The 16,726-nt window shown below is 63.0% G+C and carries 17 protein-coding genes; 9 read left to right on the top strand and 8 right to left on the bottom strand.

Annotated elements, in window-relative coordinates:
* Positions 1-21 precede the first annotated feature (21 nt).
* On the bottom strand, positions 22-156 hold the full coding sequence (locus C4K39_RS31940) for a hypothetical protein (RefSeq protein WP_263986921.1): 135 nt from the start codon (positions 154-156) through the stop codon (positions 22-24).
* Here C4K39_RS31940 and C4K39_RS05180 point away from each other — a divergent pair.
* From C4K39_RS05180 to C4K39_RS05160, 5 genes are all read left to right on the top strand, one after another.
* Complete coding sequence (locus tag C4K39_RS05180; protein WP_124345806.1) at positions 155-811, top strand: alpha/beta hydrolase; 657 nt, start codon at positions 155-157, stop codon at positions 809-811. The two genes, C4K39_RS31940 and C4K39_RS05180, sit on opposite strands and share 2 nt — an antisense overlap.
* A gap of 96 nt (positions 812-907) precedes the next feature.
* Positions 908-2,386 (top strand): ATP-dependent RNA helicase RhlB, encoded by a 1,479-nt coding sequence (rhlB, locus tag C4K39_RS05175; protein ID WP_068583478.1) that lies wholly within the window; start codon positions 908-910, stop codon positions 2,384-2,386.
* A gap of 124 nt (positions 2,387-2,510) precedes the next feature.
* Positions 2,511-3,464, top strand: coding sequence for an ornithine cyclodeaminase family protein (locus C4K39_RS05170; RefSeq protein WP_124345805.1), 954 nt, complete (start codon positions 2,511-2,513; stop codon positions 3,462-3,464).
* A gap of 29 nt (positions 3,465-3,493) precedes the next feature.
* Positions 3,494-4,621 carry an NAD(P)/FAD-dependent oxidoreductase gene (locus tag C4K39_RS05165; RefSeq protein ID WP_068583471.1) on the top strand — a complete coding sequence of 376 codons (1,128 nt, stop codon included), beginning with the start codon at positions 3,494-3,496 and terminating at the stop codon, positions 4,619-4,621.
* An 85-nt stretch (positions 4,622-4,706) separates the two neighbouring features.
* Positions 4,707-5,336, top strand: coding sequence for a helix-turn-helix transcriptional regulator (locus C4K39_RS05160; RefSeq protein WP_068608077.1), 630 nt, complete (start codon positions 4,707-4,709; stop codon positions 5,334-5,336).
* Between the two features lie 52 nt (positions 5,337-5,388).
* Here C4K39_RS05160 and C4K39_RS05155 read toward each other — a convergent pair whose 3' ends face one another.
* From C4K39_RS05155 to moaC, 4 genes are all read right to left on the bottom strand, one after another.
* Positions 5,389-6,165, bottom strand: coding sequence for an ABC transporter substrate-binding protein (locus C4K39_RS05155; RefSeq protein WP_124345804.1), 777 nt, complete (start codon positions 6,163-6,165; stop codon positions 5,389-5,391).
* Between the two features lie 213 nt (positions 6,166-6,378).
* Positions 6,379-6,831 carry a molybdopterin synthase catalytic subunit MoaE gene (gene moaE, locus C4K39_RS05150; RefSeq protein ID WP_068583267.1) on the bottom strand — a complete coding sequence of 151 codons (453 nt, stop codon included), beginning with the start codon at positions 6,829-6,831 and terminating at the stop codon, positions 6,379-6,381.
* A 1-nt stretch (position 6,832) separates the two neighbouring features.
* Positions 6,833-7,075: a MoaD/ThiS family protein gene (locus C4K39_RS05145; RefSeq protein ID WP_124345803.1), complete on the bottom strand. Its 243-nt coding sequence runs from the start codon at positions 7,073-7,075 to the stop codon at positions 6,833-6,835.
* Positions 7,072-7,545: a cyclic pyranopterin monophosphate synthase MoaC gene (gene moaC / locus C4K39_RS05140; RefSeq protein WP_068583260.1), complete on the bottom strand. Its 474-nt coding sequence runs from the start codon at positions 7,543-7,545 to the stop codon at positions 7,072-7,074. Before moaC ends, C4K39_RS05145 begins: the two co-directional genes overlap by 4 nt.
* Positions 7,546-7,733: 188 nt before the next feature.
* On the opposite strand from moaC, the gene C4K39_RS05135 reads away from it, so the two are divergent.
* Positions 7,734-8,180, top strand: coding sequence for a DMT family transporter (locus tag C4K39_RS05135; RefSeq protein WP_085596238.1), 447 nt, complete (start codon positions 7,734-7,736; stop codon positions 8,178-8,180).
* A 6-nt stretch (positions 8,181-8,186) separates the two neighbouring features.
* Here the strand turns inward: C4K39_RS05135 and C4K39_RS05130 are convergent, their stop codons facing one another.
* From C4K39_RS05130 to C4K39_RS05120, 3 genes are all read right to left on the bottom strand, one after another.
* The gene (locus C4K39_RS05130) at positions 8,187-9,104 is read right to left on the bottom strand and encodes a LysR family transcriptional regulator (RefSeq protein ID WP_022642444.1); all 918 of its coding nucleotides are present in this window, start codon (positions 9,102-9,104) and stop codon (positions 8,187-8,189) included.
* Between the two features lie 104 nt (positions 9,105-9,208).
* Positions 9,209-10,603, bottom strand: coding sequence for a PhoH family protein (locus tag C4K39_RS05125; RefSeq protein ID WP_068583191.1), 1,395 nt, complete (start codon positions 10,601-10,603; stop codon positions 9,209-9,211).
* 359 nt (positions 10,604-10,962) lie between these two features.
* Entirely contained in the window at positions 10,963-12,087 is a 1,125-nt protein-coding gene (locus tag C4K39_RS05120; RefSeq protein WP_124345802.1) for a polysaccharide deacetylase family protein, read from the bottom strand.
* Positions 12,088-12,224: 137 nt separating this feature from the next.
* Here C4K39_RS05120 and yaaA point away from each other — a divergent pair, with 137 nt between their 5' ends.
* The 3 genes from yaaA to alg8 all read left to right on the top strand — a co-directional run bounded on the left by yaaA (position 12,225) and on the right by alg8 (position 16,711).
* Positions 12,225-13,004: a peroxide stress protein YaaA gene (gene yaaA / locus C4K39_RS05115; RefSeq protein ID WP_068583196.1), complete on the top strand. Its 780-nt coding sequence runs from the start codon at positions 12,225-12,227 to the stop codon at positions 13,002-13,004.
* Positions 13,005-13,817: 813 nt separating this feature from the next.
* Entirely contained in the window at positions 13,818-15,134 is a 1,317-nt protein-coding gene (locus C4K39_RS05110; protein WP_068583199.1) for a nucleotide sugar dehydrogenase, read from the top strand.
* Positions 15,135-15,229: 95 nt separating this feature from the next.
* Positions 15,230-16,711: a mannuronan synthase gene (gene alg8 / locus C4K39_RS05105; protein WP_124345801.1), complete on the top strand. Its 1,482-nt coding sequence runs from the start codon at positions 15,230-15,232 to the stop codon at positions 16,709-16,711.
* Positions 16,712-16,726: the final 15 nt, after the last annotated feature.

Below are 16,726 nucleotides of genomic sequence, written 5' to 3'. Positions count from 1 at the left end.
CAAGTTGAAGGACATAGCTGGCTATCCCCAGGCCGGCGCCAGCCTGTTAGTGTTACGCCAGCAACCGCTGGCCCTGGCGCCACCTTCACCGATCAACTTGCCGCGCCCCTGGACCATGCCCGGGCCGGTGCGTACGCACACAATTGGAGCAACCATGACCCAGCCCCTGATTCTTCAGCCCAGCAAGCCTGCCGATGCCTGCGTGATCTGGCTTCACGGCCTGGGCGCGGATCGCTACGACTTCCTGCCGGTGGCCGAGGCGTTGCAAGAGACACTGCTGAGCACCCGCTTCGTCCTGCCCCAGGCCCCCACGCGGGCCGTGACCATCAATGGCGGCTACGCCATGCCCAGCTGGTACGACATCCTGGCCATGAACCCGGCCCGGGCCATCAGCCGCGAGCAACTCGAAGACTCCGCCGACGAAGTCATCCGCCTGATCGAGGAACAACGGGCCAGCGGCATCGATGCCTCGCGAATCTTCCTCGCCGGCTTCTCCCAGGGCGGCGCAGTGGTGCTGCACACCGCCTTCCTCAGATGGCAAGGTCCACTGGGCGGGGTGTTGGCACTCTCGACCTATGCCCCGACGTTCAGCGACGAACTGCACCTGTCGGCCAGCCAGCAACGGATTCCGGTACTGGCGCTGCACGGCCAATATGACGAAGTGGTGCAGAACGCCATGGGACGCACGGCCTATGAATACCTCAAGCAGCACGGCGTGAGCGCCACCTGGCAGGAATACCCGATGGAACATGAAGTGTTGCCCGAGGAAATCCGCGACATCGGCACCTGGTTGAGCGAGCGTCTGCGCTAAAAAACCGCCCGTCGTTCACATGGCGAGCAACAGACTACGCCGCGCCCGTTTCTTGCATTACACTGGCCGGCGTACATTCCTTAACCAATTGATGAGATGACCGTGCTCAAAGCACTCAAGAAAATCTTCGGTAAAAGCGAGGCAGAGCCAAGCGCGCCAAGCCCCAGCGCCCCCATCACCCCTTCCAGCAGCCGCCATGACGGCCATCAGCCGGAACGGAGCGCGCCCGCTACCGCCACTAATAAAGAACCGGTGACCACACCGGCCGCCCCTTCCACTCCCAAGGCGCCGCGCGCGGAAAAACCCAAGGCCGAGCAGCGTCGTCCACGCGCCCCAAAACCGCCGGTGAGCACCTGGAAGCTGGAAGACTTCGTGGTCGAGCCCCAGGAAGGCAAGACCCGCTTCCACGACTTCAAGCTCACCCCGGAACTGATGCACGCCATCCACGACCTGGGTTTCCCCTACTGCACGCCGATCCAGGCCCAGGTACTGGGCTTCACCCTGGCGGGCAAGGACGCCATCGGTCGCGCCCAGACCGGCACCGGCAAGACCGCCGCGTTCCTGATCTCGATCATCACCCAGCTGCTGCAGACCCCGCCGCCCAAGGAACGCTACATGGGCGAGCCGCGGGCGCTGGTCATCGCGCCGACCCGGGAACTGGTGGTGCAGATCGCCAAGGACGCCGCGGCCCTGACCAAGTACACCGGCCTGAACGTGATGACCTTCGTCGGCGGCATGGACTTCGACAAGCAGCTCAAGCAGCTCGAAGCCCGCCACTGCGACATCCTGGTAGCCACCCCTGGCCGCCTGCTGGACTTCAACCAGCGCGGCGACGTGCACCTGGACATGGTCGAGGTGATGGTGCTGGACGAAGCCGACCGCATGCTCGACATGGGCTTCATCCCCCAGGTGCGGCAGATCATCCGCCAGACCCCGCCCAAGAGCGAACGCCAGACCCTGCTGTTCTCCGCCACCTTCACCGACGACGTGATGAACCTGGCCAAGCAGTGGACCACCGACCCGGCGATCGTCGAGATCGAAGCCGAGAACGTCGCCAACGCCAACGTCGAGCAGCACATCTACGCCGTGGCCGGTGCCGACAAGTACAAGCTGCTGTACAACCTGGTCAACGACAACGGCTGGGAGCGGGTGATGGTCTTCGCCAACCGCAAGGATGAAGTGCGGCGCATCGAGGAACGCCTGGTGCGTGACGGCGTCAACGCCGCCCAGCTCTCCGGCGACGTGCCGCAGCACAAAAGGATCAAGACCCTGGAAGGCTTCCGCGAAGGCAAGATCCGGGTCCTGGTGGCCACTGACGTCGCCGGCCGCGGCATCCACATCGACGGCATCAGCCACGTGATCAACTTCACCCTGCCGGAAGTCCCCGACGACTACGTGCACCGCATCGGCCGGACCGGCCGGGCCGGCGCCGATGGCGTATCCATCAGCTTCGCCGGCGAAGACGACTCCTACCAGCTGCCAGCGATCGAAGAGCTGCTGGGGCGCAAGATCAGTTGCGAAATGCCGCCCACCGAGCTGCTGCGCGCCGTGGAGCGCAAGCGCCCGCAAGCCTGAGTCCAAGCGGACCTGGCCCAGTAAAGACGCAGCCTTGGGGCTGCGTTTTTTTTCGCCTGGATATTGCCCGAATAAACTAAAAGTCCATAATGGACAAATAAGTTTATAAAAACGGAGTTCCGCGATGTCCAGTACGCCATTCGTGATTGCCCAGCCCCAGGCCCGCCAGTTGCTGGAGCAGCTCGACGTACCGCAGATCCTGCGCAAGATGTTCCGCGACCTGGCCGCCGATCACGCCGTACAACCCGCCCAGCAACAGGTGGAATTCCCCCAGGGCGCCGGGGACTTCATCAACTATCTCGGGGTCATGGCCGAAGACCGGGTCTATGGGGTCAAGACCTCCCCCTATATCGTTCGCGCCGAAGGCCCGCTGGTCACCGCCTGGACCTTGCTGATGTCCATGGACAGCGGCCAACCGCTGCTGTTGTGCGATGCGGGGGAACTGACCACCGCACGCACCGCGGCCACTACGGCAGTCGCGGTGGACGCCCTGGCCGACGCCACGGCCCGGCGCCTGGCGATCATCGGCAGCGGCCCCGTGGCCAAGGCCCACCTGCGCTATGTACAAGGCCTGCGGGATTGGCAGAGCATCCGCGTCTATTCACCGAACCTGGCGCACAAGTCCGAGGCAGACTCCGCCCGCTGGAAGGCCCTCGACCCCCGCCTTGAGATAACCCGCCAGCGCGACGAAGCCCTGGAACAGGCCGATGTGATCCTGCTCTGCACCTCATCCGCCGGGCCGGTAATCGACCCCAGCCAACTCGACAAGCCAGCGCTGATCACCTCCATCAGCACCAATGCGCCACGTGCCCATGAGGTCCCACCCGCCGCGCTGCCAGACATGCAGGTGTACTGCGACTATCGGCGCACCACCCCAGGCTCGGCCGGCGAGATGCTGGTCGCCAGCGAGCAGCACGGCTGGGACAGCGACATGATCCTTGGCGACCTGCCGGAACTGCTCAGCGGCCAGGCCAAGCGTCCGCACGGTGAACGCCATGTGTTCTTCCGCTCCATCGGGCTGGGCCTGGAAGACATCGCCCTGGCCAACGCCCTGTACCACTTGCAGCGCCAGTCGTAACAGCCCATGGGTATTTTTCGGAGTTTTGCATGATCCAGGCAGATTTCATCATCATCGGCGGCGGAATCGCCGGAGCCTCCACCGGTTACTGGCTGTCGCCCCATGGCCGGGTCCTGGTGCTGGAGCGCGAGTCTCATCCGGGCTATCACTCCACCGGCCGCTCCGCCGCCCTCTACACCGCCGCCTATGGCACGCCCCAGGTCCGCGCCCTGACCCTGGCCAGCCGGGCGTTCTTCGACCAACCGCCCGAAGGCTTCTGCGAGCATCCGCTGTTGAGCCCGCGAGGCGAAATGACCGTGGACTTCGACAACGATCCCGACGAGTTGCAGCGCCAGTACCTGAGCGCCAAGGCCAGCGTGCCGCAGATGCAACTGCTCGACGCCGACGAAGCTTGCGCGCGCCTGCCGATCCTGCGCCGAGAAAAGGTCCACGGCGCCCTCTACGACCCGACTGCCAGCGACATCGACACCGATGCCCTGCACCAGGGCTACCTGCGTGGCATCCGGCGCAACCAGGGCCAACTGCATACCGATTGCGAAGTCCTGGGGCTGGAGCGCGATGCCCAGGGCCACTGGCTGGTACGCACCAGCGGCCAGACCTTCAGCGCCCCGGTGTTGATCAACGCCGCCGGTGCCTGGGCCGATCAGGTCGGCGTCCTCGCCGGTGCCCGGCCACTGGGCCTGCAGCCCAAGCGCCGCGCCGCGTTCATCTTCGCCGGCCCGCAAGACCCGGACTGCCAGCACTGGCCGATGCTGGTCAGCCTCGACGAATCCTTCTACATGAAACCCGATGCCGGCATGTTCCTCGGCTCACCGGCCAATGCCGACCCGGTGCCGCCCCACGATGTACAGCCCGAAGAGCTGGACATCGCCCTGGGCATCCACCAGATCGAAGAAGCCACCACCTTGAGCATCCGCCGGCCGACCCGGACCTGGGCCGGCCTGCGCAGCTTCGTCAGCGATGGCGACCTGCTGGCCGGGTTCGACCCGCAAGTGCCCGGGCTGTTCTGGGTGGCCGGCCAAGGCGGCTACGGCATCCAGACCTCACCGGCCATGGGCCAGGCCAGCGCCGCCCTGGTGCGTGGCGCAGCACTGCCGCAAGAGTTGGCTGATTTCGGCCTGGACACCGCCATGCTGTCCCCTGCCCGCCTGGGCTGACACCCCGGGATGACGCGCCCGGACGATTGCGGCACACTCCCAGCGCCCGCCAGCGGCGGGCGCTGAAGCCGCCAGGAGTACACCCATGACTACACCCGCCAAGGACCCTGTCCTGGACAATTTCCGGGCGATCGCCGACGCCATTGCCACCCTGTTCTTTCCCCACGCCGAAGTGGTGCTCCACGACTTGCGCACGCAGAAGGTCGACTACATCGCCAACAATCTGTCCAAGCGTGAAGTGGGTGACGATGCGGCCCTGGAAGACATGCTCAGCGGCGACAGCGATGAACGGAACATCGGCCCCTACGAAAAGCTCAACTGGGACGGCCAGAAGATCCGCAGCCTGAGCACCGTGCTGCGCGACACCAAGGGCCAGCCGCTGGCGGTGCTGTGCATCAACCTGAACATCTCGCTGTTCGAGAATGCCAAGGCCGCGCTGGACCTGTTCCTGTCTCCGAGCAAGCTGATCCCGCAGCCGGACTCACTGTTTCGCGATGACTGGCAGGAACGGATCAACACCTTCCTGCACAACTGGCTGCGCGAGCGCCAGCTGGGCCTGAACCTGCTGACCCGCGACCACAAGCGTGAACTGGTGCTGGCGCTGCACGCCGAAGGCGCATTCAAGGGCAAGAGTGCCGCCAACTATGTGGCCAACGTGCTGAACATGGGCCGGGCGACGGTGTACAAGCACCTCAAGGAACTCAAGGAACAGTGATCCTCGGCGAGCGAGCGCCCCTGGGAGCGATCGCTCGCAAACGCCTGCGGCATCAGTCGCCGTAGATATCCGATTTGAAGTACTTGGCCTGGATCTTCTGGTACTCGCCGTTGGCGCGGATGCCGGCGATGGCCTTGTCCAGCTCGCCCACCAGTTGCTCGTTACCCTTGCGCACGGCGATCCCGGCGCCCTCGCCGACATACTTCGGATCCTTGAGCTCCGGGCCGACGAAGGCATAGTCGGCGCCGCGGGGCATCGACAGGAAGTCCTCCAGCGGAATGGTGTCGGCGAAGATCGCATCCAGGCGTCCCGCCGCCAGGTCCATGTAGATCTCTTCGTTATTGCTATAGCGCACTACCTTGATGCCCTTGGGCTCCAGGACCTCGGTGGCGTAGCGGTCGGTGGTGGTGGAACGCTGCACACCGATGGTCTTGCCCTTGAGGTTCTGGTACTGGTCGTCTACCACGGCGCCTTTCTTCATCACCAGGCGCGACGAAGTGAAGTAGTACCTATGGGTGAAATCCACCGACTTGCGGCGCTCGGCGGTGATGGTCATGGACGACAGCGCGGCATCGATCTTCTTCACCTTCAGCGATGGAATCAGCCCATCGAACTCGACCTCGGTCCACTCGCACTTGACCTGCATCTGCGCGCACAGGGCATTGCCGATGTCGTAGTCGAAGCCCCCGATCTTGCCTTCGGCGGTCTTGAAGGCGAAGGGTGGATAGGCGGCCTCGATCCCGAAGCGCAGGGTCTTCTCGGCGGCCGAGAGCTGGGTGCACGCCAACAGGCCCAGGACCAGGCCGCTGATGAGGGGGAGTTTTTTCATGTTCGTTCTCTCGCGAATTGTTGTTGGTTTGGCAAGACAGAAAGAAGAGGTGGAACGGCAGAGCTGTTTTGTACTTTGAAATCCATACTGGACTTTAATGTACACATCGTCAACGGGGCACGGCAACGCCTGCACCTGGTGATCACCAGGAACAGGCGCGCGGCTTGGCAGGTTTTGCGCAAGGCGCAGGAATGCGCCAAGGCGTGTACTGGATCAGTCTTCCCAGCGCTCGGCGGCGGCCTGGTCGCTGTGTCGGCCCTCGACCCAGCGCGGGCCATCGGCGGTCTGTTCCTTCTTCCAGAACGGCGCCCGGGTCTTGAGGTAATCCATCACGAAGGCACACGCGTCGAAGGCCGCCTGGCGATGGGCGCTGGCCGCGGCGACGAAGACGATCGGCTCGCCCGGGGCCAGGGCGCCGATGCGGTGCAGGATCTCCAGCTTGAGCAACGGCCAGCGCAGCCCGGCCTCCTCGGCGATCTTGGCCAGGGCCTTCTCGGTCATGCCCGGATAGTGCTCGAGGAACATCCCGTGGACATCCTGGCCATCGTTGAAATCACGCACGTAGCCGACGAAGCCCACTACCGCACCAACGCCGACATTGGCCGCGTGCATGGCATTGAGTTCGGCACCGGGATCGAATGCCGCGTCCTGTACCCGAATGCCCATGTCAGCCTCCGGTCACGGTGGGAAAGAACGCCACCTCATCGCCGTCGGCCAGGGGTTCGGCCAACTGGCACAACTCCTCGTTGCGCGCGCACATCAGGTTCTGCTCCCCCAGCACCGGGGCGCCCACGCCTTGCAGCAGGTGCTGGCGCAGATCCTCGACGGTACGGAACTCGCCGTCGACCAGGGTCTCATCCAGGCCGATGGCCTCGCGATAACGGGCAAAGAACTTCACCTTGATCTTCATGCCGGCTCCGCCTGGTAGTGGCCGCTCTTGCCGCCGAGTTTCTCCAGCACCCGCACGCCCTCGATGATCATGCCCCGGTCCACGGCCTTGCACATGTCGTAGATCGTCAGCGCGGCGACACTGGCGGCGGTCAGCGCCTCCATCTCCACCCCGGTCTGCCCCGACAACTTGCAGCGCGCCACGATGTGCACGCTGTCCTCGCCCTCGGCACGCAGCTCGACCTTGACGCTGGTGAGCATCAACGGATGGCACAGGGGAATCAGGTCGCTGGTCTTCTTCGCGGCCTGGATCCCGGCGATCCGCGCCACGGCGAACACATCGCCCTTGGGATGACCGCCGCTGACGATCATCTGCAAGGTTTGCGGGAGCATGCGCACCCGGGCTTCGGCCGTCGCTTCGCGAAACGTCACGGCCTTGTCGGTGACGTCGACCATATTGGCGCGCCCTTGGGAATCGAGATGAGTCAGCACGGCGTTACTCCTGATCAGGTGGGGCGATTGTAAACCCGCCGGTCAGTTTTCCGCACGGGACAATCTGCCGCCACCAGGGCCCTGCGGCCGGGGATCGACCCGACGAATGGCCCGCATCAGAACAGCGAATTGGAGCCGCTGCCGGCATCCGCGTACAAGGTCAGGCAACGACACAGAGGAACTTCTTCATGGCCTTGCTCATCCCGATCCTGCTCAGCCTGCTCGCCGGTTTCGCCGTGCCCCTGCAGGCTGGAACCAACGCCCGGCTGGGCAGCCTGCTGGGGCATCCGCTCTGGGCCACCGGCCTCTCGCTGCTGGTGAGCCTGCTGGCCCTGGGCGTCCTGCTGCTGTTCATCAAGGTGCCCCGGCCCAACCTGCTGGCCGCCGCCCAAGGGCCCTGGTGGATCTGGCTCGGCGGCCTGGCCGGAGTGCTCTACATCACCGTGGCGCTGCTGATGGCGCCACGCCTGGGAGCGCTCAACTTCATCATGGCGGTGATCATCGGCCAGTTGCTGATCTCGCTGATCATCGATTACTTCGGCCTGGTGGGCCTGCCGCAAAAGGACATCAGCCTGCAAAAGCTCTTCGGCGTGCTGGTGGTGATTGGCGGTTTCGTGATCACCGTCCGCGGCTGAGCCTCCTCAGGGTCCGGCCACGCTGGCCAGGCGGATCTGCTCGCGCAGCCAGGCATGGGCCGGGTCGTCACGGGAGCGCCCATGCCAGACCTGGACGAAATTGAACGCCGGCACCTGCATCGGCGGCGCCAGGCGCACCAGGCCATCCTCCAGCGCCAGCTCATCCAGGGTGCGACTGGCCACCGTGAGGATCAGGTCGGTGCCACGGATCATCCCCGGCGCCGTGCCCCAATGGGGCACGCTGACCACGATCTGGCGCTGCAAACCCTTATCCCGCAGGCGATGATCGACTTCGCCGTTGAAACAGCCATCCATCGACACCTGCAAATGCGGCCGGGCCAGGTACTGCGCCAGGTCCAGGGTGCCATCGGGGCCCAGGGTCGTGCGATCCAGCAGGCAGCTGAAGGTCTCCTCGAACAGCACCTCCTTGACCACCTCCTCCGACAGGTCGGGAAACACCCCCAGGGCCAGGTCCAGCTTGCCCTGCACCACCTGCTCGAACATCTCGTGGCGGCTGCCCTGGGTCACCACCACCCGCATCAGCGGGGCCTCCTGGCGCAGGCGCACCAGTAACCGGGGCAGCACGATCGCGGCGCCGTAGTCGGACATCGCCAGGTGGAAGATGCGCTGGGAAGCGGCCGGGTCGAAGTCGATGGACTTGCCCAGTAGGGTCTCGATCTGGCTGAGGATTTCCTTGAGCGGCGCTTGCAGACTGCGGGCCAGCGGGCTGAGCAACACATCGTTGCCCTGGCGGATCAGCAGCGGGTCGTCCAGGAGCGAGCGCAACTTGCCCAGGGAGTGGCTGATGGCCGGCTGGCTCAGGTGCAGGCGCTCGCCGGTGCGGGTCACGTGCTTCTCCGTCAGCAGTGCATCGAGCACCACCAACAGGTTCAGGTCGATATTGCGCAGGGAAACAGTGGCCATCCGGGCGTTCCAGGTTCACGGCGGGAACGCAGGATACTCCAGAGGCCGGGGGCGGATACAAAACGGGCGGCCCGAAGGCCGCCCGTGGCAGGTGTGGGAGGAAACTACAGGTGGCTTTCGGCGTATTCGGCCAGGATCGAGCGCGGCACCCCTTGCAGGGTGATGTGCACGCCGTTGGGGAAGTCCTTGAAGCGTTCGGTGAGGTAGGTCAGCCCGGAGCTGGTGGCCGACAGGTAAGGGGTATCGATCTGCGCCAGGTTGCCCAGGCACACCACTTTGGAACCGGCGCCGGCACGGGTGATGATGGTCTTCATCTGGTGCGGGGTGAGGTTCTGGCATTCGTCGATCAGGATCAGGCTCTGCTGGAAACTGCGACCGCGAATGTAGTTCAGGGATTTGAACTGCAACGGCACCTTGCTGAGGATGTAGTCGACGCTGCCATGGGTGCTCTCGTCATCCATGTGCAGGGCCTCGAGGTTGTCGGTGATCGCGCCGAGCCAGGGCTCCATCTTCTCCGCCTCGGTGCCCGGCAGGAAGCCGATCTCCTGGTCCAGCCCCTGCACGCTGCGGGTGGCGATGATGCGCCGGTAGCGCTTGCTGACCATGGTCTGCTCGATGGCAGCGGCCAGGGCCAGGATGGTCTTGCCGGAGCCGGCAGCGCCAGACAGGTTGACCAGATGGATGTCCGGATCGAGCAGCGCGTACAAGGCCAGGGCCTGGTAGATATCACGGGGTTTCAGGCCCCAGGCCTCCTGGTGCAGCAGGGGCTCCTGGTGCAGGTCGAGGATCAGCATCACACCGTCGCGGATTTCCTTGACCCAGCCGACGAAGCCCTGCTCGTCGATGATGAACTCATTGATGTGCACCACCGGCAGCTCGTCGTTCAACTGCACCTGGTGCCAGGTCCGACCGTGATCCTGGCGGGTCTCGACCTTGCTCACCCGGTCCCAGAACGAACCGCTCATGTTGTGGAAGCCGTTGGGCAACAGCTCCACGTCGTCCACCAGCTGGTCGGTGCTGTAGTCCTCGGCGGCGATCCCACAGGCCCGCGCCTTGAGGCGCATGTTGATGTCCTTGGTCACCAGCACCACGGACAAGTCCTTGTTGCGCGCGTGCAGGTCGACCAACTGGTTGATGATGATGTTGTCGTTGAGGTTGTCCGGCAGCAGGCTGTTGGGCTCGTTGCGCTTGCTCATCAGGATCGACAGCAAGCCCTTCGGATCGCCCTTGCCACGCTGGATCGGCACCCCCAGCTCGACATCCTCGGGCGAGGCCTCGCCCAGGGTCTTGTCGATCAGGCGAATCGCCTGGCGGCACTCGGCGGCCACGCTGTGATGCCCGCTCTTGAGCTTGTCCAGCTCCTCCAGGACGGTCATCGGGATCACGACATGGTGTTCTTCGAAATTCAGCAGGGCGTTGGGATCGTGAATCAATACATTGGTATCGAGTACGTAAAGGATTGGCTGGTTGGAGGAAGGGCTGCGTCCGCGGTCATCCATACTCGGTCACCTTATGTGGGAGCCAGTCGACGCCATACCATCGGGTATCGCGCCTCGAAGAACCACCGAAATCCACCCATCCGGGTTGGAGGTGAGCCGCACACACAAGGAGTCTTGGGAGACGCCACCTGTGTCGCAGGTTTCGGCGGTCTGAGTCCGTAATACTCCAAAAAGCGTGACAGGAAAAAGCACTTTGACGCTTTTTTGATGTTTATTTTTCAGAGTGACGAATAGCCCTTGGCGAGCGGCCCGGGCGCCGCTAAAGTCGGAAGTCCGCCTGCCTCGAAATCCCTTGCGGATTTGCCCTTTTCCCCTGGTTTTCCTGCCCTTGTCCCGTATTTACGGGCATTTTGCGTTTTTCAGCGAAACGCATCCTGGCAGTCTTCCCAACCGATCCCGCTTTGCGCGGTCTGTCCCAGCAACCAGGGCAGGCTGACCTTGACCCCATCCTGCTTGGCATTGAAGGCAATCACTCCGCGGCGCCACAACAGCATCAGGGTCAGTACCCGCTGGCCGCTCTCCTGGGCCTTGAGCTTGCCCGGGCCGTCCTGGGCATCGATGTCCCACAACGCCACCTGCATGCCCTGGGCATTGAAGAAGGCCTGGGCGTCTGCCCGGCGCTGGCCCATGGGTGGGCGGAACAGCGGCACGTAGTTTTCCGGCAGCTTGCCCTTGACCAGGTCGGCACTGCGCTGGATCGAGTACTGCCAATCCTGCCAATGGCTATGGGAGCGGAACTCCCAGCCCTGGACGCCAACGCACTGACGCGAATACAAGGACTGCAGGCTGGCCACCGAAGCCAGGTTCAGGCGGCTCTGGATATCGTTGCCCAGGACGAAGAAGGTACCGTTGAGGTTGGACTTGCGCAGGTACTCGGTGAGCCAGGCGGTGTTGTCCGGCGCCAGGTTGGCGGCACTGTCGAAAGTCAGCAGGAACATCCGGTCATGGAGTTCGTCGCCATTGCGCTCGTAGTCGCCCAGGCGCAAGACCTCGCTGCTGGTCTGCGGGGCCAGGGCGGCCTTGCGCAACAATTCGTCCAGGTACTGTTCATGGAAGGTCCGGCTCGGTTCGCCCCAGCGGGCGTAATAGGAATCCTCGCCCAGCTGGAACTTGCCGGCCTGCTTGCGCAGCTGCTGCATGTTCTCCACCAGGAAACAGAAGGAGGCGTCCTGGTCGCAGCTCTGCTGGGCGAAGTCGTAGTTCTCCAACAGGCGCTTCCACAGCTGTTCACGCAGGCTGCCGATGGCCTCCATGTTGATCATGCGCAGCCCCAGGCGCTGCTTCAACGAGGCCTCGTCCCAGGACTCGCTGACCAGCAAGGCACGGGCGAACGTGAGGATCTCCGCTCGCGAGGCAACGTCGAACAGGGTCGGACTGTCGAGCTTTTCCGGCCAGGTGCTGCGGTCCAGGGTCGCCACATCATTGGGCGCCGCCAGTGCACTCACACTCAAAAGCCAGGCCGAAAAGAAAAACGCGATACGCAAAAGGGATGCCTCCAGAACAGAACCCGCGCGGCACTATAGCCGATCCCCACCTGCGCCACGCGTCAGCTATTGCCTCGATAGGTGGAGTCCGACGGCCCGAGCCCCTAGAATCCCCCGACGCTTAAAGGAGACGCCCCATGCTGATGGTGATTTCACCCGCTAAGACCCTCGACTACGAGACCCCGCCGGTAACCCAGCGCTTTACCCAGCCGCAATACCTCGACCACTCCCAGGAACTGATCCAGCAACTGCGGGAACTGACCCCGGCGCAGATCAGCGAACTGATGCACGTCTCCGATAAGATCGGCGGCCTCAATGCCGCACGCTTCGGCAGCTGGACCCCGGCCTTCACCCCCGCCAACGCCAAGCAGGCCCTGCTGGCGTTCAAGGGCGACGTCTATACCGGGCTCGATGCCCAGACCCTGGGCGAGGCGGACTTCGACTACGCCCAGCAGCACCTGCGCATGCTCTCCGGCCTCTATGGCCTGCTGCGCCCCCTGGACCTGATGCAACCCTATCGCCTGGAAATGGGCACCAAGCTGGCCAACGCCCGGGGCAAGGACCTGTATGCGTTCTGGGGCACTCGCATCAGCCAATGGCTCAACGAAGCCCTGGCCGAGCAAGGCGACGACCTGTTGCTCAACCTGGCGTCCAACGAATACTTCTCGGCGGTCAAGCGCACAGCCCTCCAGGCGCGGATCATCAATACCGAGTTCAAGGACCTGAAGAACGGCCAGTACAAGATCATCAGCTTCTATGCCAAGAAGGCCCGGGGCATGATGAGCCGCTTCGTGATCCAGGAACGCATCAACGACCCGGCCCAACTCAAGCAGTTCGACGTCCAGGGCTACCGTTTCAGCGCCGAACAATCCAAGGCCGACAACCTGGTGTTCCTGCGCGACCACGCACCGGAGTAAAGCGCGTCCCCTACCGCGCTCGCCGGCTCCTGGCGAGCGCGCCAGAATGTGATCATGTGCACATTTCCTCGCTAAAAATCGTCATTTTAATGACGCCATAAAAACTTCATGTAATTCCATGACTTTTCTTTCACTCGACAAGAGTGATTTTTTTCAGTAGTGGCACCACTTTTTTTATCCGGTAGTGGCACAAAAATATCCCACCGCTTTAACTCCCCATAACTAAAGGGCGAAACCCTTAGTGCTATCAAATTGCGAGCAGTGCCATCTTTTTCAATATTCAAAGAAATTTCAGAAAACAGGATGAGCGGACCGGAACTATGCCTGCGGAGACCGTTCATACCACCGGTAACGATTCTCAACGACGTTGTACGAGATGACTTACATGGACAGCCTAAAAACTAAGCAAGTTATGAAACCGCTTATAGCGGCGCAACGAAAACTTTAACTAACCGAATAACAACAGGAGATAAGACCCCTAACTATCCCCTAACAAGCCAAGGAGCAGCTGGCCTTCAAGGCCTCCCAACAAGCAATTGGAGATCACGAACCACGTGACATCCAGCCATCCACAGGAACACGGATGGTTTTTCGGGAGTCCTGCAGCAGGAGCCGCCGGCAACATTCAAGGGCACATCCAAACAACAAGGATCAGTTGCGCACAACATGAGTGCAAATATTAAGTCACTCGGAACTTAGTCTGCCCGCACAGGATACTACAGCGTATTTCGCCGTACTTCCCAGTGCACAACTACAGCTGGCAAACATTAACTCCGGCCATCTAATGGCGTGAATAACACAGAGGTAAATGCGATGCGCATCAGCATATTTGGTTTGGGTTACGTCGGTGCAGTCTGTGCCGGTTGCCTGTCCGCCCGGGGCCATGAAGTGGTTGGCGTAGATATCTCCAAAGACAAGATCGACCTGATCAACGCCGGCAAGTCACCGATCGTCGAGCCGGGCCTGGGTGAACTCCTGGAGCAGGGAATCCGCACGGCCCGCCTGCGCGGCACCACCAACTTCGCCGAAGCCATCCGCGATACCGACCTGTCGATGATCTGCGTCGGTACCCCGAGCAAGAAGAACGGCGACCTGGAACTGGACTACATCGAATCGGTGTGCCGCGAAATCGGTCTCGTCCTGCGCGACAAAGCCACCCGCCACACGGTGGTGGTACGCAGCACGGTGCTACCGGGCACCGTGAAGAACGTGGTGATCCCGATCCTCGAGGACTGCTCGGGCAAGAAGGCCGGCGTCGACTTCGGCGTCGCGGTCAACCCCGAGTTCCTGCGCGAGAGTACCGCGATCAAGGACTACGACTTCCCACCCATGACCGTCATCGGCCAGCTCGACCAGGCCTCCGGCGATGTGCTGCAAGCGCTCTACGAAGAACTCGACGCGCCGATCATCCGCAAGGACATCGAGGTCGCCGAAATGATCAAGTACACCTGCAACGTCTGGCACGCGACCAAGGTCACCTTCGCCAACGAGATCGGCAACATCGCCAAGGCGGTGGGCGTCGATGGCCGCGATGTGATGAACGTGGTCTGCCAGGACAAGACCCTCAACCTGTCCCAGTACTACATGCGCCCGGGCTTCGCTTTCGGCGGCTCGTGCCTGCCCAAGGACGTGCGCGCCCTGACCTACCGCGCCGGTGCCCTGGACGTACAGGCGCCACTGCTCAACTCGCTGATGCGCAGCAACGAATCCCAGGTGCAGAACGCCTTCGACATCGTCGAAAGCCACGACAAGCGCAAGGTCGCCCTGCTCGGCCTGAGCTTCAAGGCCGGTACCGACGACCTGCGGGAAAGCCCGCTGGTGGAGCTGGCGGAAATGCTCATCGGCAAGGGCTTCGACCTGCGCATCTACGACAGCAACGTCGAGTACGCCAGGGTCCACGGCGCCAACAAGGACTACATCGAATCGAAGATCCCCCACGTCTCGTCCCTGCTCAATTCGGACTTCGACGCGGTGATCGACCATTCCGACCTGATCATCCTGGGCAACCGCGACGAGAAGTTCCGCGCCCTGGTCGAGGACGTCCCCCACGGCAAGCAGGTCATCGACCTGGTGGGCTTCATGTCCAAGGGCACCTGCACCCAGGGCCGTACCGAAGGCATTTGCTGGTAACGGCAGCGGCAAGCTCCGAGCGTCAAGCCGCAAGTATGAGCACCGCGCTTGCAGCTTGCCGCTTGGAGCTTGCAACTGATTTTAGGACGTTGATTATGCACAGGCTAAAACACTGCCTGCTCCAGGCCGCCGGTTGGCTGTTCTACCTGAGTCTGTTGATGGGGATGGCCCTGCTGTTGCCCGCCTCGACCTTCGACTCGCAGTCCAAGGACTTCATCTTCCTGATCGGTGCCGTGGGCATCTGGCGCTACTCCATGGGCGCCACGCATTTTGTGCGCGGCATGCTGTTCCTCTACGTGGTCTACCCGCACCTGCGGCGCAAAGTGCGCAAGCTCGGCAAGGCGGCCGACCCGTCCCATGTGTACCTGATGGTCACCAGCTTTCGCATCGAGGCGCTGACCACCGCCCAGGTCTACGGCTCGGTGATCCGCGAAGCCATCGACAGCGGTTTTCCCACCACCGTGGTCTGCTCGATCGTGGAGATGTCCGACGAACTGCTGATCAAGAGCCTGTGGGCGCGGATGAACCCGCCCGAGCGGGTCAAGCTGGACTTCGTGCGCATTCCCGGCACTGGCAAGCGCGACGGCCTGGCCTTTGGCTTCCGTGCCATCTCCCGCCACCTGCCGGACGAGCGCGCCGTGGTCGCGGTGATCGACGGCGACACCGTGCTGGCCGAAGGCGTGGTACGCAAGACCGTGCCCTGGTTCCAGCTGTTCGGCAATGTCGGCGGCCTGACCACCAACGAATTCTGCGAAGTGCGCGGCGGCTACATCATGAGCGAGTGGCACAAGCTGCGCTTCGCCCAGCGGCACATCAACATGTGCTCCATGGCCCTGTCCAAGCGGGTGCTGACCATGACCGGGCGCATGTCGGTATTTCGCGCCACCGTGGTCACCGACCCGGACTTCATCGCCGACGTCGAGAGCGACTCCCTGCAACACTGGCGCCTGGGCCGCTTCAAGTTCCTCACCGGCGACGACAAGTCCAGCTGGTTCAGCCTGATGCGCCTGGGCTACGACACCTTCTACGTGCCTGACGCGGCGATCAACACCGTGGAGCACCCGCCGGAGAAGAGCTTCATCAAGGCCAGCCGCAAGCTGATGTTCCGCTGGTACGGCAACAACCTGCGGCAGAACTCCCGGGCCCTGGGCCTGGGGATCAAGCGCCTGGGCCTGTTCACCAGCGTGGTGCTGTTCGACCAGCGGGTATCGATGTGGACCTCGCTGCTGGGCCTGACGGTGGCCATCATCGCCAGCTTCAAGTACGGCACCGCGTTCATCCTCGCCTACCTGCTGTGGATCGGCATCACCCGGCTGATCCTGACCCTGCTGCTGTCCTGCTCGGGGCACCGGATCGGCCCGGCCTATCCGCTGATCCTCTATTACAACCAGATCGTCGGGGCCCTGGTGAAGATCTACGTGTTCTTCCGCCTCGACCAGCAATCCTGGACCCGCCAGGACACCAAGCTGACCCGCGACCTCGCCAGTTTTCAACGTTGGTTCAACACCTGGTCGTCCCGGACCATGACCTTCTCGGCCGGCAGCGTATTCGTCGCCGTACTGCTGCTGATGGTCTGAACCGCCCTGCCCGAA

The organism is Pseudomonas sessilinigenes, assembly GCF_003850565.1.
GTDB classification, from domain to species: Bacteria; Pseudomonadota; Gammaproteobacteria; order Pseudomonadales; family Pseudomonadaceae; genus Aquipseudomonas; species Aquipseudomonas sessilinigenes.
Note: the sequence above shows the minus strand (reverse complement) of the source record. Positions and strands in the feature narration are given on the sequence as shown.